Consider the following 15,826-nt stretch of genomic DNA (forward strand, 5'->3'; position numbering starts at 1 on the left):
GCGCCGGACGCCTCCAAGAGTAGGCTCGCGATCATGCCCTCGCCCGAGACCCCCCTCACCGGTTCGTGCGCGTGCGGAACGCTGCGCATCGAGATCACCGCGCCGTTCCTCGACGCCGGCTACTGCCACTGCACGCGCTGCCAGCGCCGCAGCGGCGTGCCGTGGACCATGAACGGCATGGTCCCCGCGGAGGCGCTGCGCGTCGTCGCGGGCGCCGAGGCCGTGCGCACGTGGCGGCCCGAGGGCGGGTTCCCGAAGTCCTTCTGCGGCGAGTGCGGCGGCCACGTCTTCGCCGGCGTTCCGGGCGGCGAGGGCATGGCGGGCGTCCGCTTCGGCGCGCTGCACGGCGATCCCGGCATCGCGCCGCAGTGGCGCCAGTGGGTCAGCTCCACCCCCGCCTGGATCGAGATTCCCGACGACGGGCTGCGGCGCATCGACGGGAGCCGCTGGGCTTAAGCGCCCTCGCCGCTGAGGCGCCCGAGCCCCAGCCACGCGAACGCCATCACACGGTCGACCAGCACCGACCGCGGGACGTCCTGATGGTCGTACCACCAGTTCGCCAGGGCCTGCACCGCGCCCGACAGCATGAGCGCGACCATCTCGACGTCCTGATGGGCCGCCTGCGGCTCCGTGCCCGCGAGCATCAGCTCCGCGATCGCCGCCGTCGCCTGGCGCTGCACGTGCTCGACCACCTCGCCGAGGTGGGGGTCGGCCGCATCGCGGAACAGCGCGCGCCACGCCTCTCGGCGCTCCTCGACGAAGCCGAAGAACACGTCCACCCCGCCGCGCAGGCGCTGCTCGGCCGCGAGCTCCGGGTCCGCGGCCGCCGCCAGCCGGCCGAACAGCTCGCCCGCCTGGACGGAGATCAGCGTGTCGTGCAGGTTCTGCTTGGAGCTGAAGTGCTCGTAGATGAGCGCCTTGGACACCCCGGCCGCCGCGGCCACGTCGTCGAGCGAGGTCCCGTGGTAGCCACGGGTGGCGAACGCCTCCATGGCGGCGTCGAGGATCGCCGCGCGGCGGTCGGCGGCGGACATGCGGGTTCGGCGGGCCGAAGGCGGCTGGGTCACGTGCCGCGCAGACTCTACGGGCGGGATGCGCCCTAGAGTCGCGGGCATGGTCGACTTCGGGGCCGAGGGGCTGCTCGACGGGCTCGAGGGTCGGGAGCGGGACGCTCGCCTGCGGCTGCTCGAAGCGCTCCATGCCGACGGCGCCGACCTCGACGAGCTGCGCACCGCGGTCGCCGAGGACACGCTCTTCCTCCTCCCCGCGGAGCGGCTGATCGGCGGCGCCACCCGCTACACGCGCCGGGAGATCGCCGAGAAGACGGGCCTCGACCTCGCGTTCCTCGAGGAGCTGCGGCGCGCCCAGGGCCTGCCGACGGCCGAGGAGGACGCGCGCGTGCTCGCCGAGACCGACCTGCAGGCGGCGCGGACGGTCAGGACGCTCACGGACGCGGGACTGCGCCACGAGGACATCCTGGAGGTCACCCGGATCCTCGGGCGGGGCCTGTCGCACGCCGCCGAGGCGATGCGGCGGATGACGCTCGGCCTCGTCCTCGATCCCGAAGCCGACGAGCACGAGCTCGCGATGCGCTACGCCCGGGCGGCGGCGGAGTTCGAGCCGCTCGCCGCGCCCGTGCTCGGCCAGATGCTCAACGCGCACCTGCGCCACGCGGTCCGCACCGAGCTGCTGCAGGCCACCGAGCAGGCGACCGGCGAGCTGCCCGGCGCGCGGGACGTGGCGGTGTGCTTCGCCGACCTCGTCGGCTTCACGCGGATGGGCGAGGAGGTCCCGCCGGACGAGCTCGGCGCGGTGGCCGAGCGCCTGGAGCGGCTCGCCGCCGACGTGGTGGAGCTGCCGGTGCGGATGGTCAAGACGATCGGCGACGCGGTGATGCTCGTCTCGTCGGAGGTCGACCCGCTCATCGAAGCCGCGCTGCAGCTCGTGGAGGCCGCCGACGACGAGGGCACCGGGTTCCCCCAGCTGCGCGCCGGGATCGCGTTCGGCCCGGCGCTGAACCGCGCGGGCGACTGGTACGGGCGGCCGGTGAACCTGGCGAGCCGGCTGACCGCGCTCGCCCGGCCGGGGTCGGTGCTCGCCAGCGAGGAGGTCCGGGAGCTCGCCGACGACGGCTGGCGATGGTCGTTCGCCGGGGACCGGCGGGTCCGCGGCGTCCGCGGGACGATCAAGGTCAACCGCGTGCGCCGCGCGCGCGGCGACGACGACTAGCTCAGCTCGCGCAGGCGGGCCCGCGCGTCGCCCGCCAGCTCACGTACGAGCTGCGCCGCGGGCACCTCGCGCGCGAGCGGGTAGGCCTGGCCGGCCCAGAGGTTGATGGACTCGGCATCGCCGGCCCGGCGGGCGGCGGCCCGCAGCGGCGACGTGACGTGGTGCACCTCGGGGTACGCGCTCGGCGCATCGGGATGCTCGCGCTGGAAGCGGTTGACGATCCCGCGTGCGGTGCGGCCGCTGAACGCGCGCGTCAGGCCGGTCGGGCGGTCGCCGCCGCCGCCGCCGCCGGCGAGCGCGGCGCGATGCGGGGCGCTCGTTGCCGCCTCCGGCGTGCGCATGAACGCGCTGCCGAGCTGTGCGGCGTCCGCCCCCGCCGCCAGCACGGCGGCGATCGCGCGGCCGGTCATGATGCCGCCCGCCGCGACCATCGGCAGGCCGACCCACGCGCCCACGAGCTGCAGCAGCGACAGCAGGCCGATGTCGCCCGGCGCGGCGTCGGAGAACGAGCCGCGGTGGCCGCCGGCCTCGACGCCCTGGACGACGAGCGCGTCCGCGCCCGCGCCCGCGGCGGTCGCGGCCTCCGCCGGCGTGGTGATCGTCACCCAGACGGCGCACCCGGCCGACCGCATGCGGTCGACCACGGCGGGCGACGGGCAGCCGAACGTGAAGGAGACGACCGCGGGGCGCTGCGCCTCGAGGACATCGAGCTTCTCGGCGAAGGCGTCGTCGTCATGGCGCGGCTCGCCGAGCGGCTCGAGTCCCCCCGCGCGCAACGCCTCGACATACCGCGCGACCGCCGCCGTCTCGATCGCGGTGGCAGGCGGCGCGAAGAGGTTGACGCCGAACGGCCGGTCCGTGGCCGCGCGAATCTCGGCGATCTCGGCCGCCACCGCGTCCGGCGTCTTGTAGCCGGCCGCCAGCGTGCCGAGCCCACCGGCCTCGGCCACCGCGATCGCCAGCGCCGGCGTGGACGGGCCGCCCGCCAGCGGCGCCTGGACGATGGGCGCGTCCAGGTCCGACGGCTGCAGGCGGTCCGCCGCCATCAGCCCGCGATGGCCTCCATCACGTCCGCGGAGACGTCGAAGTTCGCGTGGACGGCGTCGACGTCGTCGTTGTCCTCGAGCGCGTCGATGAGCTTGAGCACCTTGCGGGCGCCGTCCTCGTCGAGCGGCACGGTCGTCCTGGGCCGGTGCGCGACCTCGGCGCTCTGGACCTCGATGCCGGCGTCGGTCAGCGCCTGGCGAACGGAGGCGACGTCGGCCGGCTCGGTCAGCACCTCGAAGACGTCGTCGTCGACCGCGATGTCCTCCGCGCCGGCCTCGATCGCCGGCATCAGGTCGTCCTCGCCGTAGCGCTCGGCGTCGACGACCAGCACGCCCTTCTTGTCGAAGAGGTAGGCGACCGAGCCCGGCTCGCCGAGGTTGCCCCCGTGCTTGCCGAACGTGTGGCGCATCTCGGCGCCGGTGCGGTTGCGGTTGTCGGTCATCGCCTCGACGAGCACGGCGACGCCGCCCGGGCCGTAGCCCTCGTAGACGACGTTCTCGATCGCGTCGGCGTCGGCGCCCGCGCCGGTGCCCTTGGCGATCGCGCGCTCGATGTTGTCCTTCGGCATCGACGCGTCACGGGCCTTCTGCACCGCGAGCGCGAGCGACGGGTTGCCGTCGATGTCACCGCCGCCCTCCTTGGCGGCCACCGTGATCGCGCGCGCCAGCTTCGTGAAGAGCTTGCCCTTGCGCGAGTCGACGATCGCCTTCTTGTGCTTGATGCTCGCCCATTTCGAATGCCCGGACATGGGGTTGGATCCTAGACGCCCGGGTCGCCGCCGGCACGCCTAGCACCCGTGGGTGCGGTACCACGCGATCGCGCGGCGCAGGCCGTCTTCGAGCGGCACCTGCGGGCGCCAGCCGGTGAGCTCACGCAGCTTCGCCGAGTCGACGTACTGGCGGTCGATCTCGCCGTGCGGGCTCCCGGTGCCGCGGACGTCGGGCTCGACGTCGGTCCCCGCGAGGCGGCAGACGAGCTCGACGACCTCGCGCACGCTGTGCGGCCGGTCGCCGCCCGCGTTGAACGCCTCGCCACCCGCCCCGCCGCCCCCGTCCAGCGCGTCCGCGATCGCCAGGTACGCGGCCGCGGCGTCCTCGGCGTAGAGGAAGTCGCGCTCGGGCGTGCCGTCGGAGCGGATGACGGGCGCGCGCCCGGCGAGCGCGGCGGCGATGGCCTCGGGGATCAGCCGCGACGGGTTGCGATCGCCGCCGCCGTAGACGTTCGCGAAGCGCGTGACCGCCACCGGCACGCCGTAGGTGTGCCAGTAGGACCGGGCGATGAGGTCCGTGCACGCCTTCGACACGTCGTACGGGTAGATCGGCTGCAGCGCCAGGTCCTCGCGGTAGGGCAGGTCGTCGTGGGCGCCATAGGCCTTGTCGGAGGAGGCGACGACGACGCGTGCGACCGCCTGCGCCCGGCACGCCTCCATGAGCAGATAGGTGCCCCGCACGTTCGTCTCCCAGGTCGACAGCGGCGACCGGCTGGCGGTGCCGACGATCGTCTGGGCGGCGAGGTGGAAGATCGTGTCGACCTCGTGCTCGCCGATCGCCCGGTCGACGAGGCCGGGGTCCGTGAGGTCCCCGTGGACGACGGCACAGCGCGCCTCGAGGCCCTCCACGACGAGCGCGGAGCCCGGCACGTCGTCGCGCTTGAGCACGGTCACGCGGTCGCCGCGTTCGAGCAGCGCGCGGACGAGCCAGCCGCCGAGCATGCCGTAGGCGCCGGTGACGAGCGCGCTCACGCCCACGGCGCCGCCCCGGCCGCCCAGAGGTCGTTGAGCGCGACCGCGTCCTTGTAGGTGTCCATGCACTCCCAGAAGCCGGTGTGGCGGAAGGCGTGCAGCTGGCGGTCGCCGGCGAGGCCCTCGAGCGGCTCGCGCTCGAGCACGCTCGAGTCGCTCAGGTACTCGAAGACGCCGCGCTCGAAGACGAAGAAGCCGCCGTTGATCCAGTGCTCCGAGCGCGGCTTCTCGCGAAAGCCGGTGACGAGGCCGTGGTCGCCGTCGAGCTCGGTGATGCCGAACTGCAGCTCGGGCCGCACGACGGTCAGCGTGGCGAGCCTGCCGTGGCGCTCGTGGAACGCGAGCAGGGCGTGGAGGTCGACGTCGGCGAGGCCGTCGGCGTAGGTCGTGCAGAAGCGGTCGCCGTCGACGTGGTCGCGCAGCCGGTGCACGCGGCCACCGGTCGGCGTGTCGATCCCGGTGTCCACGCAGCGTACGTCGGCACCGGCGGGCCAGTCGCCGTAGGCCTCGATCTGCTCGCCCTTGTAGCCGGTCGCGAGCAGGAAGCGCGTGAGGCCATGGCGCGCGTACAGGGCGATGACGTGCCAGAGGATCGGCCGGCCGCCGATCTCCACGAGCGGCTTGGGGATCTCCTGGGTGCGTTCCTGCAGGCGGGTCCCCCGCCCGCCGCACAGAATCACGACGTCCACGGCGCGGAATCTAGACTCCTCGCCCCGATGGCCGATCAGCCGACCCTCACCTTCGAGACCGCCGAAGAGTGGGAACGCTGGCTGGAGGCCGAGCACGCCGCCTCCGACGGCGTCTGGCTGCGCTTCGCCAAGAAGGGCTCGGGCATCGCCGGGCTCACGTACGCGCCCGCGCTGCAGATCGCCCTGTGCTTCGGCTGGATCGACGGCCAGGCCAGGCGGCTCGACGACACCCACTACCTCCAGCGGTTCACCCCGCGCCGCAAGCGCAGCGTCTGGTCCAAGCGCAACCGCGGCTTCGCCGAGGCGCTCATCGAGAGCGGGCAGATGCGGCCCGCGGGGCTCGCGGAGGTGGAGAAGGCCAGGGCCGACGGCCGCTGGGCCGCCGCCTATGACGGACCTCGCACCGCGACGGTGCCCGACGATCTCCGGGACGCCCTCGCCGCCCGGCCCGGCGCGACCGCGTTCTTCGAAGGCCTCGATTCACAGAACCGCTACGCGATCCTGCATCGCGTCCAGACCGCCGTGCGACCGGAGACCCGGGCCAAGCGCATAGAGAAGTTCGCAACCATGTGCGCGGCGGGCGAGAGGATCCACCCGTGAACCCACGGGGGCCCGCCTCCCGCCGGCAGCGGCTCCAAGCCCACCGTGCGGCGTTCCGGGCCGGCGTCGGCACCCCTGAGCCGCATAGGATCCGGGCCGATGCCGATCGACCCCTCCATCTTCAAGGCCTACGACATCCGCGGCCTGTACGGCGAGCAGCTCGGCCCCGACGACGCCGAGCAGGTCGGCCGGGCGTTCGTGCGCGTCATCGCCGGCCTGGCCGGCAAGCACGCCGGGGACCTGCGCCTCGGCCTCGGCCGCGACATGCGCCTCACCGCACCGGAGATGGCCGCGCGCTACCGCGCCGGCATGGTCGCCGAGGGCGCGCACGTCGTGGACGTCGGGCAGGTCGGCACCGAGATGCTCTACTTCACCGTCGGCTCGCGCGGGCTCGACGGCGGCCTCATGTGCACCGCCTCGCACAACCCGAAGGCCTACACCGGCGCGAAGCTCGTGAAGGACGGCGCGATCGCGCTGTCGGGCGACGAGGGCATCCAGGACATCCGGCGGATGATCGAGGACGGCCTCGGAGAGCCTGCGGCGCGGGCGGGATCGGTGGAAGAGGCCGACATCTCCGCCGACTTCCGGGCCGCTGCGCTCGAGTTCATCGACCCCGAGAAGGTCCGCCGCCTGAAGGTCGTCGTCGACGGCGGCAACGGCATGGCGGGCCCGATGGTCGGGCCGCTGCTCGAGCGCCTGGGTCTGGACCTCGTCGAGACGTACTTCACGCCGGACGGCAACTTCCCCGACCACGAGCCCAACCCGCTGCTGGAGGAGAACCGGCGCTTCATCGTCGACAAGGTGAAGTCCGAGGGCGCGGACCTCGGCATCGCCTGGGACGGCGATGCCGACCGCTGCTTCTTCATCGACGACACGGGCGAATTCGTCGCCGGCGACTTCCTCACCGCGATCCTCGCCGAGCATCTGCTGGCGAAGACCGATCCCGCCCACCCTGCCGACATCCTCTACGACGCCCGCGCGTCCCGCGCCGTCCCGGACACCGTCCGCGCCGCGGGCGGCACGCCGCACATCAACCGCGTCGGCCACGCGTTCTTCAAGACGCGCATGCGCAAGGAGGGCGCCATCTTCGGCGGCGAGGTGTCCGGCCACTACTACTTCCACGACTTCTACAACGCGGACTCGGGCACCGTGCCCGCCCTGCTCGTCCTCGAGAAGCTCTCGGTCGAGGGCAAGAGGATGAGCGAGCTGCTCGAGCCGTTCCGCGCGAAGTACTTCATCTCCGGCGAGATCAACTCGGAGGTCTCCGACGCGGCGGCCAAGATGGCGGAGATCGAGAAGCGCTACGCCGACGGGGAGATCACCCATGTCGACGGCGTCTCGGTCGACTACGACGACTGGCACTTCAACGTTCGCCCGTCGAACACCGAGCCGCTGCTGCGGCTGACCCTCGAGTCGCTCGTGTCCCCACAGGACATGGAGCGCCGGCGGGACGAGGTCCTTGGGCTCATCCGGTCCTGACGCAGGCGTCCTCACGCTGCCGATCCCGACGCCGTTCGCGGTCGGGCGCATCAACTGCTACCTCGTCGAGGACGACCCGCTCACGCTGATCGACACCGGGCCGAACAGCGGCGTCTCGCTCGACATGATGGACAGCATGCTGCGCGAGGCCGGCCACACGATCGCCGACCTCGAGCGCATCGTGATCACACACCAGCACATGGACCACCTCGGCCTGGTGGACATCCTGTCCAAGCGGTCCGGAGCCGAAGTCTTCGCACTGCGCGCGCTCGGCCCGTGGCTCGCCGACTACCCGAAACCGGCCGCCGGCGACGACGAGTTCGCCGAGCGACTGATGGCACGCCACGGCATCGAGCAGCCGGTGCGCCTCGCGCTGCGGGCGGTGGCCGGACTCGCGCGCGCCTGGGGCGCCCCGGCCGAGGTGACCGGCCCGCTCGACGACGGCGACACGCTGCTGTTCGCCGGCCGGACGCTGCGGGTCCATCACCGACCTGGGCACTCGCCGTCGGACATCGTCCTTCACGACGAGAAGCGCGGGCTGCTGATCGTGGGCGACCACCTGCTCAAGCACATCTCGTCGAACGCCGTCGTCACGCGCCCGCTCGACGGCACCGACGGCGATCTCGACGAGCCGCACTCGCTCGAGGTCTACCTCGAGTCACTGCGCGCGACCCGGGAGATGGACGTCGCGCTCGTGCTCGGCGGGCACGGCGAGCCGATCACCGACCATCGAGCCCTCATCGACGACCGCCTCCGCGCCACGGAGCGGCGCGCCGACAAGATCGAGCAACTCGTGCGCGACCGGCCGCGGACCGCCCACGAGCTCGCGCAGGAGATGTGGGGCAACGTCGCCGTGACCCAGGCCTACCTCACGCTCAGTGAGGTGCTCGGCCACACCGGCCTGCTCGTGGCCCAGGGGCGCGTGCGCGAGGTCGTCGAGGACGATGTCGTGCACTTCACGGCGATCTCCTAGCGGATGCCTCGCCGGCCCGTACGCGAGACCACGACGCCCTCGGCGTTCGAGCGCCGCGCCGCCTCGATCGCCTCGAGGCCCGCGACCGTGTCGGCGGGATCGACCGGCGGCGGCGCACCGTCGCACAGCGCCGCCGCGACGCCGCGGTAGAACGCGCCGTAGTCGCCCGGCTCTGTCTCCACCCGGCGTTGGTTGCCGTCCGTGCCGAGCACCCCCCAGGCCGCCTCGTCCTCGCGCCCCCAGCCGGTGCCGCCGGGGTCGCCGCCGTCGCGCAGCGCTGCCTCCTGCACGTCGAGGCCGTGCTTGACGTAGCCCGCGCGATCGCCGAGCACGCGCAGCCGCGGTCCGACCTGCGCCGTCACCGCGCTCATCCACAGATGCGAGCGCACGCCCGACGCATGGGTCATCGCGACGAAGGCGTCGTCGTCGACCCGCGCGCCGGTCCGGCGGACGTCGACCTCGCCGTAGACGTGGACCGCGGGCCCGAACAGCAGGAGCGCCTGGTCGATCAGGTGCGGCCCGAGGTCGTAGAGGACCCCGCCGGCGTCCTCGGGGTCGGCCCGCTCGCGCCAGCCCTCCGTGAGCTGGGGCCGAAAGCGCTCGAAGCGCGACTCGAAGCGCAGCACCCGGCCGAGATCGCCCGCCTCGATCAGCCTCCGCACGGTGAGCAGGTCGCCGTCCCAGCGGCGGTTGTGGAACACGGTGAGCATGCGGCCGCGCTCGCCGGCGAGCTTGACGAGCGCCCGGCCCTCAGCGGCGGTCGGCGCGAGCGGCTTGTCGACCACCACGTCGAGCCCGGCCTCCAGCGCCGCGGTCGCCAGCGTCACGTGCGCGCGGTTCGGCGCCGCCACCACCACGAGGCCGAAGTCGGCCGCGCGCGCGAAGACCTCCTCGGCGCCGTCGAGCAGCTCGACGCCGGGGTAGCGCCCGGTCGCCGCGGCGCGCCGGCCGGGGTCGCGCGTGACGATCGCCGCGAGCTCGAGCCCCTCGGTCGTCGCGATGAACGGGGCGTGGAACGAGGCACCGGCCAGCCCGTAGCCGATGAGCGCGACCCGTACGGGTCTCACGACGCCAGGCGCGCGTTGCTGTACTCCGGATCGCCGGTGACGTCGGCCCCCAGCCACGACGGGCCGGTCCAGCCGTGCGCGTCCTCCTCATCGGAGAACTCGACCTCCGCGACGACCAGCCCCTCGTGGGCGCCGGCGTACACGTCGACCTCGATCGTCCGGCCGTCCTGCTCGACGAGGTGGCGCACCTTCTCGACCCGGCGGCCCTCGGTCAGCGGCCACAGGCGGTCGAAGCGGTCGGGGTCGATCGGCAGCTCCTCCTCGGCGCGGACGAGGCCCGTGCCGGCCTTCACCGTCAGGAACGTCTCGTCGTCAGCCCGGCGCAGGCGGACCTCGACGTCCCCGGTGACCAGGTAGCCCTGGCTCAGCCGCCGCCGCGGCGCGCGCTCCAGGTCGTCGGGCAGCCGGTCGACGAGGAACTTGCGCTCGACCTCGCGCCCCCGGCGCCACCAGCCTGTGACGAGGTCGCGGTCGTGCGGATAGCTCAGCCGCTCGATCGCCTCCTCGGGCGTCAGCCAGGCGATCTCGTCGACCTCGTCGTTGGGCGCGAACTCGTCCTGGCCGACCGGCGTCATGACCCAGTAGCGGACCGTCTTCGGCCGTCCCTTGTTGTCGGTGTAGTGCACGGGCTCGAGCTCCTCGCCCAGGCGCACCCGCACGCCCGTCTCCTCCTCCACCTCGCGCATGGCCGCCTGCTCCGAGTCCTCCCCCGGCTCGAGCTTGCCCTTCGGTAGCGACCAGTCGTCGTAGCGCGGCCGGTGCTCGAGCAGCAGGCGTCCGTCGCGCACGACGAGGCCTCCGGCGGCGTGGACCTCGGCGCTCAAATCTCGGCGAGGTGGTCGATGTTGGCGCGGTCGTCCGGGTCCTCGCTCGGCCCGGCGGCGAACCAGGCGTCGAGGATCTCCTCGAGCTCGGCCTGCGATGTCGACCGCAGCGAGAGCGCGAGCACGTTCGCGTCGTTCCAGCGCCGCGCCCCCTCGGCGGTCCTGGCGTCGCCGCACAGCGCGGCCCGCACCCCGGCGACCTTGTTGGCCGCGATCGAGGCGCCCGTTCCGGTCCAGCAGCAGACGACGCCCTGCTCGGCCCGGCCCTCGGCGACGTCGCGGGCCGCGCGCTCGGACGCCCAGGCCCAGTCGGGCCGCTCGTCGTCACTGAGGGCACCGTGCACGAGCGGGTCGTGACCGCGTCGCCGCAGCTCGTCGACCACGGCGTCGGCGACCCCGGTGCGCTCGTCGGCGGACACGGCGATCCTCATCGCCTCCGCATGATGTCAGCCCGACCGACGGGCCACCAGGACGGCGAAGCCGCGGTCCTTGAAGAGGCAGTCCGCGTCGCCGAACCCGGCGTCGCGCAGCCAGGCGAGCTGGTGCTCGACGGTCGCCCAGCGATCGAGGCGCATGCGCTGGAGGGTCGCCTCCCACTCCTCGTCGGACGCCCCGCGGGCGAGCGCCTGCTCGTGCTGCCAGCGCTGATAGTGATCGGCGAACAGCGCCGTCGGGCCGGCGACCTGCTCGGCGTTGACGAACACGCCGCCGGGAGCGAGCTCGTGGTGCACGCGCACGAAGAGCGCGCGCTTGGCGTCGTCGTCGAGGTGGTGGATGGCGAGGGCGGACACGATCGCGCCCCACGGCCCGGCGGGCAGCGGGTCGGTGAGGTCGGCCTCGACGTAGGCGGCTCGGTCGCCCAGCTCGGCGCGGGCCTGATCGAGCATCGCGGGCGCGCCGTCGAGCAGGACCACGTCGGCCGTGGGATACGCGTCCAGCACGCGCCGGGCGAGCATCCCGGTCCCGGCGCCGAGGTCGAGCACGCGCGCCGGCGGCTGCGCGGCGAGCGCGAGCGCGTCGATCGCGGTGCCGTAGAAGGCGTCGAAGGGTGGGACCAGCTGGCGACGGAGGCGGTCGCGGTAGTCGCCGGCGTGAGCCTCGAAGATCTCCGTCGCACCGTGATCATCCGTCATGGTGTACGACTGTACGTGATCTCATACGCTGCCGTCAACCTCGGGCTCGTACGCTCTCGCGCCGTGCCCAACGTCCTCATCAATGCGCGCGTGGCCGGCCGGCGCCAGCTCAGCGGCGTCGAGCGCTGGGCGGTCGAGCTCGTCGAGCGGCTCCCCGCCCTCGACCCGCGCGTCTACGCGGTGGCCCGGCCACCGCGCGGGCTCGCCTACCAGGCCGGCCAGGCGTGGGAGCAGGCGGCGCTGCCCGCCCTCGCCCGCCACCGCGGCGCCCGCCTGATCCTCAACCCCGCCAACCTCGCGCCGCTCGCCTGGCCGGGCAACGTCGTCGTCGTCCACGACGCGGTCGCGCTCACCCATCCCGAGTGGTTCGCGGCGCCGTACGCCGCCTGGCACGGCCGCGTGCTGCCCGCGATCGTCCGGCGCGCTCGGCGGGTGGTCACCGTCTCGGCGTTCTCGCGCGACGAGATCGCGGCGACGACGGGCCGCCCGGCGAGCGAGATCACCGTCGTGCCCGGGGGCGTGGACGCGCGCTTCTCGCCGAGCGTCGACCCTGAGCCCACTCGCCGGACATTCGCCCTCGAGCGGCCCTACGCGCTCACGGTCGCCGGCCAGGGCGCGCGCAAGAACCCCGTCGTGCTCGGCGCCGCGGCCCGGGCGCTCGCCGGCCACGGGATCGACCTCGTCGCCGCCGGCTCGCGGCGCGCCCACCACGGTCGCGGCGCCGACGTGCCCGGCGTGCGCCACCTCGGCTACGTCGACGACGCCCTGCTGCCCGGCCTCTACGCGGGCGCGAGCGCATTCGTCCTGCCGTCGCTGCACGAGGGCTTCGGGCTGCCGTGTCTGGAGGCGATGGCCTCCGGCGTCCCCGTGGTCGCGTCCGACCGCGGCGCGCTGCCGGAGACCTGCGGCGACGCGGCGCTGCTCGTCGAGCCGCACCGCCCCGACCTCATCGCCGGCGCGCTGCTGGCCGCCTGCCTCGACCCACCGACCGCGGCAAGGCTGCGCGCCGCCGGCGCGGCACGCGCGGCCGGCTTCACCTGGGAGCACACCGCCGAGGCGGTCGACGCGATCGTTCGCGAGGAGCTCGGGTCTCACGGGTAGGCTGGCCCTTGATGGCTGACGCTCGCGTTGAGGTGGGCGACCCGGCGCTCGAGGAGGAGATCCGCCGCGTCGGCGGTGCGCTGGCCGCGGCCTTCCCGTCCGCCGCCCGCCACCCGCTCAAGGCGCTCGACTCCCGCGCGATGGACCTCGCGGCCGCCGACGAGGAGCTGCGCGCGGCGCTGTTTCGCTTCGTCGACGTCGCGCCCGCCTGCCGCTCGCTCGACGACCTCGCCGCACACCTCTCCGGCTTCCTCGACGAGGTCGGCGACAAGCCGCCGCCGATCGCCGCCGCGATGCGGATGGCCGACACCGGCGCCGGGCGCAAGGCGCTGGGCGCGGCGGCCGCGGCAGGCGTGCGCCACATGGCCCATCGGTTCATCGTGGCCGAGACCCCGCACGCGGCGCGCCATCTCGTGCGGCGCCTCTGGCACCAGGGCGTGGCGACCTCCGTCGACCTGCTCGGCGAGGCGACGGTCACCGCGGCCGAGGCCGACGGCTACGCCGCGCGCTGCGCCGACGCGCTCGAGCGTCTCGCCGCGATCCACGAGGACCTCCCGCACCGGCTGCACCTCGAGCGCGACCGCCACGGACCGATCCCGCGCCCCAACCTGTCGGTCAAGGTCTCGGCGCTCACGCCGCTCCTGCGCCCGGACGCGCCCGAGCGCGGCATGCGCGATGCCGGCGCGCGCCTGCGCGAGCTGCTGCGCCACGCGCGCCGGCTGCACGCCCACCTGCACATCGACATGGAGTCGCTGGACTCCCGCGAGGCCGTCACCGACCTCGTGCTCGCGTTGCTCGCCGACGACGAGTTCCGTGACGGCCCGTCGGCCGGCGTGGTCCTGCAGGCCTATCTGCGCGACAGCCCGCAGCTCGCCGAGCGGTTCATCGGCTGGGCGGGCGCGACGCCGCGCGCAGCGCCGCTCGTCGTGCGGCTCGTCAAGGGCGCCTACTGGGACCACGAGACCGTCGAGGCGCTCCAGCACGGCTGGCCCACACCGGTCTTCGACGTCAAGGCCGACTGCGACCGCAACTTCGAGGCGCTGACCGTGCGCCTGCTGGAGGCCTGCCGCGACGGCGCGCCGCTTCGTCTCGCCGTCGCGTCGCACAACCTGCGCTCGGTCAGCCACGCGATCGCGGTCAACCGGCGGCTCGGCGGCGGCGACCGGGACCTGGAGCTCCAGGTGCTCCGCGGCCTCGGCGACGACCTGCAGGATGCGCTGGCCACGTCGGGATTCCGCGTGCGGGTCTACTGCCCGGTCGGTGACCTCGTCGCGGGCATGGCGTATCTCGTGAGACGACTGCTCGAGAACACGAGCAACGAGTCGTTCCTCCACGAGCAGGCACGCGGCATCCCGCTCGAGGAGATGCTGCGAGCGCCATGAGCCTGCCGCCGTTCGCCAACGAGCCGATCCTCGAGCTGCGCCGCGCCGGCCCGCGCCAGGCGCTGCTCGACGCGCTGGCCGCCGTGGATGCGCGCCTGCCGCTGCGCGTGCCGGTCCTGGTCGGCAGCGAGGCGCGCGCGGGCGACGCGTTGACGTCGACCGACCCGGGCGACCCCGAGCGCGTCGTGGCGCACGCCGCCGCGGCGACCGCGGCCGACGTCGACGCCGCCCTCGACGCCGCCGCCCGCGGGTTCGCCCGCTGGCGCGCGGTCCCCGCCGCCGAGCGCGCCGCCGCGCTGCTGCGCGCCGCCGCCTGGCTGCGCGACCGGCGCACCGAGGTCGCCGCGCTCGAGGTCCGCGAGTGCGCGAAGCCCTGGCCCGAGGCGGACGCCGACGTCTGCGAGGCGATCGACTTCCTCGAGTACTACGCGCGCGGGGCGATCGCGCTCGAGGAGGGCCGTCCGCTGCTCCAGGTCCCCGGCGAGCACAACGAGCTGCGCTACGTGCCGCGCGGCGTGACGGCGGTGATCGCGCCGTGGAACTTCCCCGTCGCGATCCCGATGGGCATGACCGCGGCCGCGCTCGCGGCGGGCAACGCGGCGGTCCTCAAGCCCGCCGAGCAGTCGCCCGCGTGCGGGCACGTGGTGGTGCAGGCGCTGCGGGCCGGCGGCGTGCCCGACGAGGCGGTCGCGCTCCTCCCCGGCGACGGGTCGGCCGGCGCGGCGCTCGCCCGCGACCCGCGCGTACAGACGATCGCCTTCACGGGCTCGGCGCCGGTCGGCCTGGAGATCCTGCGGACCGCGGCCGACACGCGCGAGGGCCAGCGGCACCTCAAGCGCGTCGTCGCCGAGCTCGGCGGCAAGAACTGCGTGCTGGTGGACTCGGACGCCGACCTCGACGAGGCGGTGCCGGGCATCGTCCACAGCGCGTTCGACTACGCCGGCCAGAAGTGCTCGGCGGCCGCGCGCGTGCTCGTGCACGAGGCCATCGCCGATGCGCTGATCGAGCGGCTGTCGGGCGCCGTCGAGGCGCTCGAGACCGGCCAGGCCGGCACGTTCGGGACCGACGTGCCGCCGGTCATCGAGCGCGAGGCGCAGGAGCGCGTGGACCGCTACGCGCAGCGCGCCGCCGCCGACGGGCGGATCGTCGCGCGGGGCGAGCGGCCGCCCGGCGGCTGGTTCTGCGCGCCGGTGGTCGCGGCCGACCTCGATCCCGGCTCGCCCGTGCTGCGCGAGGAGATCTTCGGACCGGTGCTCGCCGTCGACCGCGTCCGCGACATGGACGCCGCGGTCGCCGCCGTCCAGAGCCTGCCGTTCGCGCTCACCGGGGGCCTCTACGCCCGCAACCCGCGCACCGTCGAGGCCGTCGCCGCGCAGCTGCCCGTCGGCAACCTCTACGTCAACCGCTCCACCACCGGCGCGATGGTCGGGCGCCAGCCGTTCGGCGGCAACCGCCTCTCCGGCACCGGCACGAAGGCGGGCGGGCCGGACTACCTGCTGTCGTTCGTCGAACCGCGGGTGATCACGCACAACACCGTGCGCCACGGGCTCGTGGTCTGAGA

17 protein-coding genes are annotated in these 15,826 nt (G+C 74.2%); 8 read left to right on the forward strand and 9 right to left on the reverse strand.

The annotated features are described in order from the left end of the window. Positions 1-33: 33 nt before the first annotated feature. A complete protein-coding gene (locus tag DSM104329_RS16255) occupies positions 34-456 on the forward strand; it encodes a GFA family protein (RefSeq protein ID WP_259310894.1) in 423 nt (140 codons plus the stop codon). On the opposite strand, the gene DSM104329_RS16260 is transcribed toward DSM104329_RS16255, so the two are convergent. Next, entirely contained in the window at positions 453-1,034 is a 582-nt protein-coding gene (locus tag DSM104329_RS16260; RefSeq protein WP_259310895.1) for a TetR/AcrR family transcriptional regulator, read from the reverse strand. The genes DSM104329_RS16255 and DSM104329_RS16260 overlap by 4 nt on opposite strands. Before the next feature lie 79 nt (positions 1,035-1,113). Here DSM104329_RS16260 and DSM104329_RS16265 point away from each other — a divergent pair, with 79 nt between their 5' ends. Then, positions 1,114-2,229, forward strand: coding sequence for an adenylate/guanylate cyclase domain-containing protein (locus DSM104329_RS16265; protein WP_259310896.1), 1,116 nt, complete (start codon positions 1,114-1,116; stop codon positions 2,227-2,229). On the opposite strand, the gene DSM104329_RS16270 is transcribed toward DSM104329_RS16265, so the two are convergent. Genes DSM104329_RS16270 through DSM104329_RS16285 form a run of 4 tightly spaced genes read right to left on the reverse strand, consistent with a single transcriptional unit; the run spans position 2,226 to position 5,706 of the window. Then, positions 2,226-3,275, reverse strand: coding sequence for a nitronate monooxygenase (locus DSM104329_RS16270; RefSeq protein WP_259310897.1), 1,050 nt, complete (start codon positions 3,273-3,275; stop codon positions 2,226-2,228). The genes DSM104329_RS16265 and DSM104329_RS16270 overlap by 4 nt on opposite strands. Next, the gene (locus DSM104329_RS16275) at positions 3,275-4,024 is read right to left on the reverse strand and encodes a YebC/PmpR family DNA-binding transcriptional regulator (protein ID WP_259310898.1); all 750 of its coding nucleotides are present in this window, start codon (positions 4,022-4,024) and stop codon (positions 3,275-3,277) included. The genes DSM104329_RS16270 and DSM104329_RS16275 overlap by 1 nt, the downstream gene beginning before the upstream one ends. Positions 4,025-4,063: 39 nt before the next feature. Next, positions 4,064-5,017, reverse strand: coding sequence for an NAD-dependent epimerase/dehydratase family protein (locus DSM104329_RS16280; protein ID WP_259310899.1), 954 nt, complete (start codon positions 5,015-5,017; stop codon positions 4,064-4,066). Continuing rightward, positions 5,014-5,706 carry a sugar phosphate nucleotidyltransferase gene (locus DSM104329_RS16285; protein WP_259310900.1) on the reverse strand — a complete coding sequence of 231 codons (693 nt, stop codon included), beginning with the start codon at positions 5,704-5,706 and terminating at the stop codon, positions 5,014-5,016. Before DSM104329_RS16285 ends, DSM104329_RS16280 begins: the two co-directional genes overlap by 4 nt. Positions 5,707-5,733: 27 nt before the next feature. On the opposite strand from DSM104329_RS16285, the gene DSM104329_RS16290 reads away from it, so the two are divergent. The 3 genes from DSM104329_RS16290 (at position 5,734) to DSM104329_RS16300 (ending at position 8,758) form a co-directional block, all read left to right on the forward strand. Further along, positions 5,734-6,306 carry a YdeI/OmpD-associated family protein gene (locus DSM104329_RS16290; protein ID WP_259310901.1) on the forward strand — a complete coding sequence of 191 codons (573 nt, stop codon included), beginning with the start codon at positions 5,734-5,736 and terminating at the stop codon, positions 6,304-6,306. Between the two features lie 99 nt (positions 6,307-6,405). After that, entirely contained in the window at positions 6,406-7,785 is a 1,380-nt protein-coding gene (locus DSM104329_RS16295) for a phosphomannomutase/phosphoglucomutase (protein WP_259310902.1), read from the forward strand. Next, entirely contained in the window at positions 7,766-8,758 is a 993-nt protein-coding gene (locus DSM104329_RS16300) for an MBL fold metallo-hydrolase (RefSeq protein WP_259310903.1), read from the forward strand. Before DSM104329_RS16295 ends, DSM104329_RS16300 begins: the two co-directional genes overlap by 20 nt. Here the strand turns inward: DSM104329_RS16300 and DSM104329_RS16305 are convergent. From DSM104329_RS16305 to DSM104329_RS16320, 4 genes are read right to left on the reverse strand one after another with little or no spacing between them, the layout of a single operon-like run. Then, the gene (locus DSM104329_RS16305) at positions 8,755-9,825 is read right to left on the reverse strand and encodes a Gfo/Idh/MocA family protein (RefSeq protein ID WP_259310904.1); all 1,071 of its coding nucleotides are present in this window, start codon (positions 9,823-9,825) and stop codon (positions 8,755-8,757) included. The genes DSM104329_RS16300 and DSM104329_RS16305 overlap by 4 nt on opposite strands. Next, positions 9,822-10,649: an NUDIX domain-containing protein gene (locus DSM104329_RS16310; protein ID WP_259310905.1), complete on the reverse strand. Its 828-nt coding sequence runs from the start codon at positions 10,647-10,649 to the stop codon at positions 9,822-9,824. Before DSM104329_RS16310 ends, DSM104329_RS16305 begins: the two co-directional genes overlap by 4 nt. Further along, entirely contained in the window at positions 10,646-11,080 is a 435-nt protein-coding gene (locus DSM104329_RS16315; protein ID WP_259310906.1) for an RpiB/LacA/LacB family sugar-phosphate isomerase, read from the reverse strand. Before DSM104329_RS16315 ends, DSM104329_RS16310 begins: the two co-directional genes overlap by 4 nt. Before the next feature lie 15 nt (positions 11,081-11,095). Next, on the reverse strand, positions 11,096-11,782 hold the full coding sequence (locus DSM104329_RS16320; RefSeq protein WP_259310907.1) for a class I SAM-dependent methyltransferase: 687 nt from the start codon (positions 11,780-11,782) through the stop codon (positions 11,096-11,098). 63 nt (positions 11,783-11,845) lie between these two features. Here DSM104329_RS16320 and DSM104329_RS16325 point away from each other — a divergent pair, with 63 nt between their 5' ends. The 3 genes from DSM104329_RS16325 to DSM104329_RS16335 are packed head-to-tail and all read left to right on the forward strand — an operon-like array spanning position 11,846 to position 15,824. Further along, entirely contained in the window at positions 11,846-12,883 is a 1,038-nt protein-coding gene (locus tag DSM104329_RS16325; protein ID WP_259310908.1) for a glycosyltransferase family 4 protein, read from the forward strand. 11 nt (positions 12,884-12,894) lie between these two features. Continuing rightward, on the forward strand, positions 12,895-14,265 hold the full coding sequence (locus tag DSM104329_RS16330) for a proline dehydrogenase family protein (RefSeq protein ID WP_259310909.1): 1,371 nt from the start codon (positions 12,895-12,897) through the stop codon (positions 14,263-14,265). Continuing rightward, positions 14,262-15,824 (forward strand): aldehyde dehydrogenase family protein, encoded by a 1,563-nt coding sequence (locus DSM104329_RS16335; RefSeq protein WP_259310910.1) that lies wholly within the window; start codon positions 14,262-14,264, stop codon positions 15,822-15,824. The genes DSM104329_RS16330 and DSM104329_RS16335 overlap by 4 nt, the downstream gene beginning before the upstream one ends. Positions 15,825-15,826: the final 2 nt, after the last annotated feature.

It is taken from the genome of Capillimicrobium parvum (genome assembly GCF_021172045.1).
GTDB lineage: Bacteria > Actinomycetota > Thermoleophilia > Solirubrobacterales > Solirubrobacteraceae > Capillimicrobium > Capillimicrobium parvum.

What these genes read in the sequence shown, in the direction of transcription:
- DSM104329_RS16255 (WP_259310894.1), top strand. Translation starts at nt 34, where the DNA reads ATGCCCTCGCCCGAGACCCCCCTCACCGGTTCGTGCGCGTGCGGAACG.
- DSM104329_RS16260 (WP_259310895.1), bottom strand. Translation starts at nt 1,034, where the DNA reads ATGTCCGCCGCCGACCGCCGCGCGGCGATCCTCGACGCCGCCATGGAG.
- DSM104329_RS16265 (WP_259310896.1), top strand. Translation starts at nt 1,114, where the DNA reads ATGGTCGACTTCGGGGCCGAGGGGCTGCTCGACGGGCTCGAGGGTCGG.
- DSM104329_RS16270 (WP_259310897.1), bottom strand. Translation starts at nt 3,275, where the DNA reads ATGGCGGCGGACCGCCTGCAGCCGTCGGACCTGGACGCGCCCATCGTC.
- DSM104329_RS16275 (WP_259310898.1), bottom strand. Translation starts at nt 4,024, where the DNA reads ATGTCCGGGCATTCGAAATGGGCGAGCATCAAGCACAAGAAGGCGATC.
- DSM104329_RS16290 (WP_259310901.1), top strand. Translation starts at nt 5,734, where the DNA reads ATGGCCGATCAGCCGACCCTCACCTTCGAGACCGCCGAAGAGTGGGAA.
- DSM104329_RS16295 (WP_259310902.1), top strand. Translation starts at nt 6,406, where the DNA reads ATGCCGATCGACCCCTCCATCTTCAAGGCCTACGACATCCGCGGCCTG.
- DSM104329_RS16315 (WP_259310906.1), bottom strand. Translation starts at nt 11,080, where the DNA reads ATGAGGATCGCCGTGTCCGCCGACGAGCGCACCGGGGTCGCCGACGCC.
- DSM104329_RS16320 (WP_259310907.1), bottom strand. Translation starts at nt 11,782, where the DNA reads ATGACGGATGATCACGGTGCGACGGAGATCTTCGAGGCTCACGCCGGC.
- DSM104329_RS16330 (WP_259310909.1), top strand. Translation starts at nt 12,895, where the DNA reads ATGGCTGACGCTCGCGTTGAGGTGGGCGACCCGGCGCTCGAGGAGGAG.
- DSM104329_RS16335 (WP_259310910.1), top strand. Translation starts at nt 14,262, where the DNA reads ATGAGCCTGCCGCCGTTCGCCAACGAGCCGATCCTCGAGCTGCGCCGC.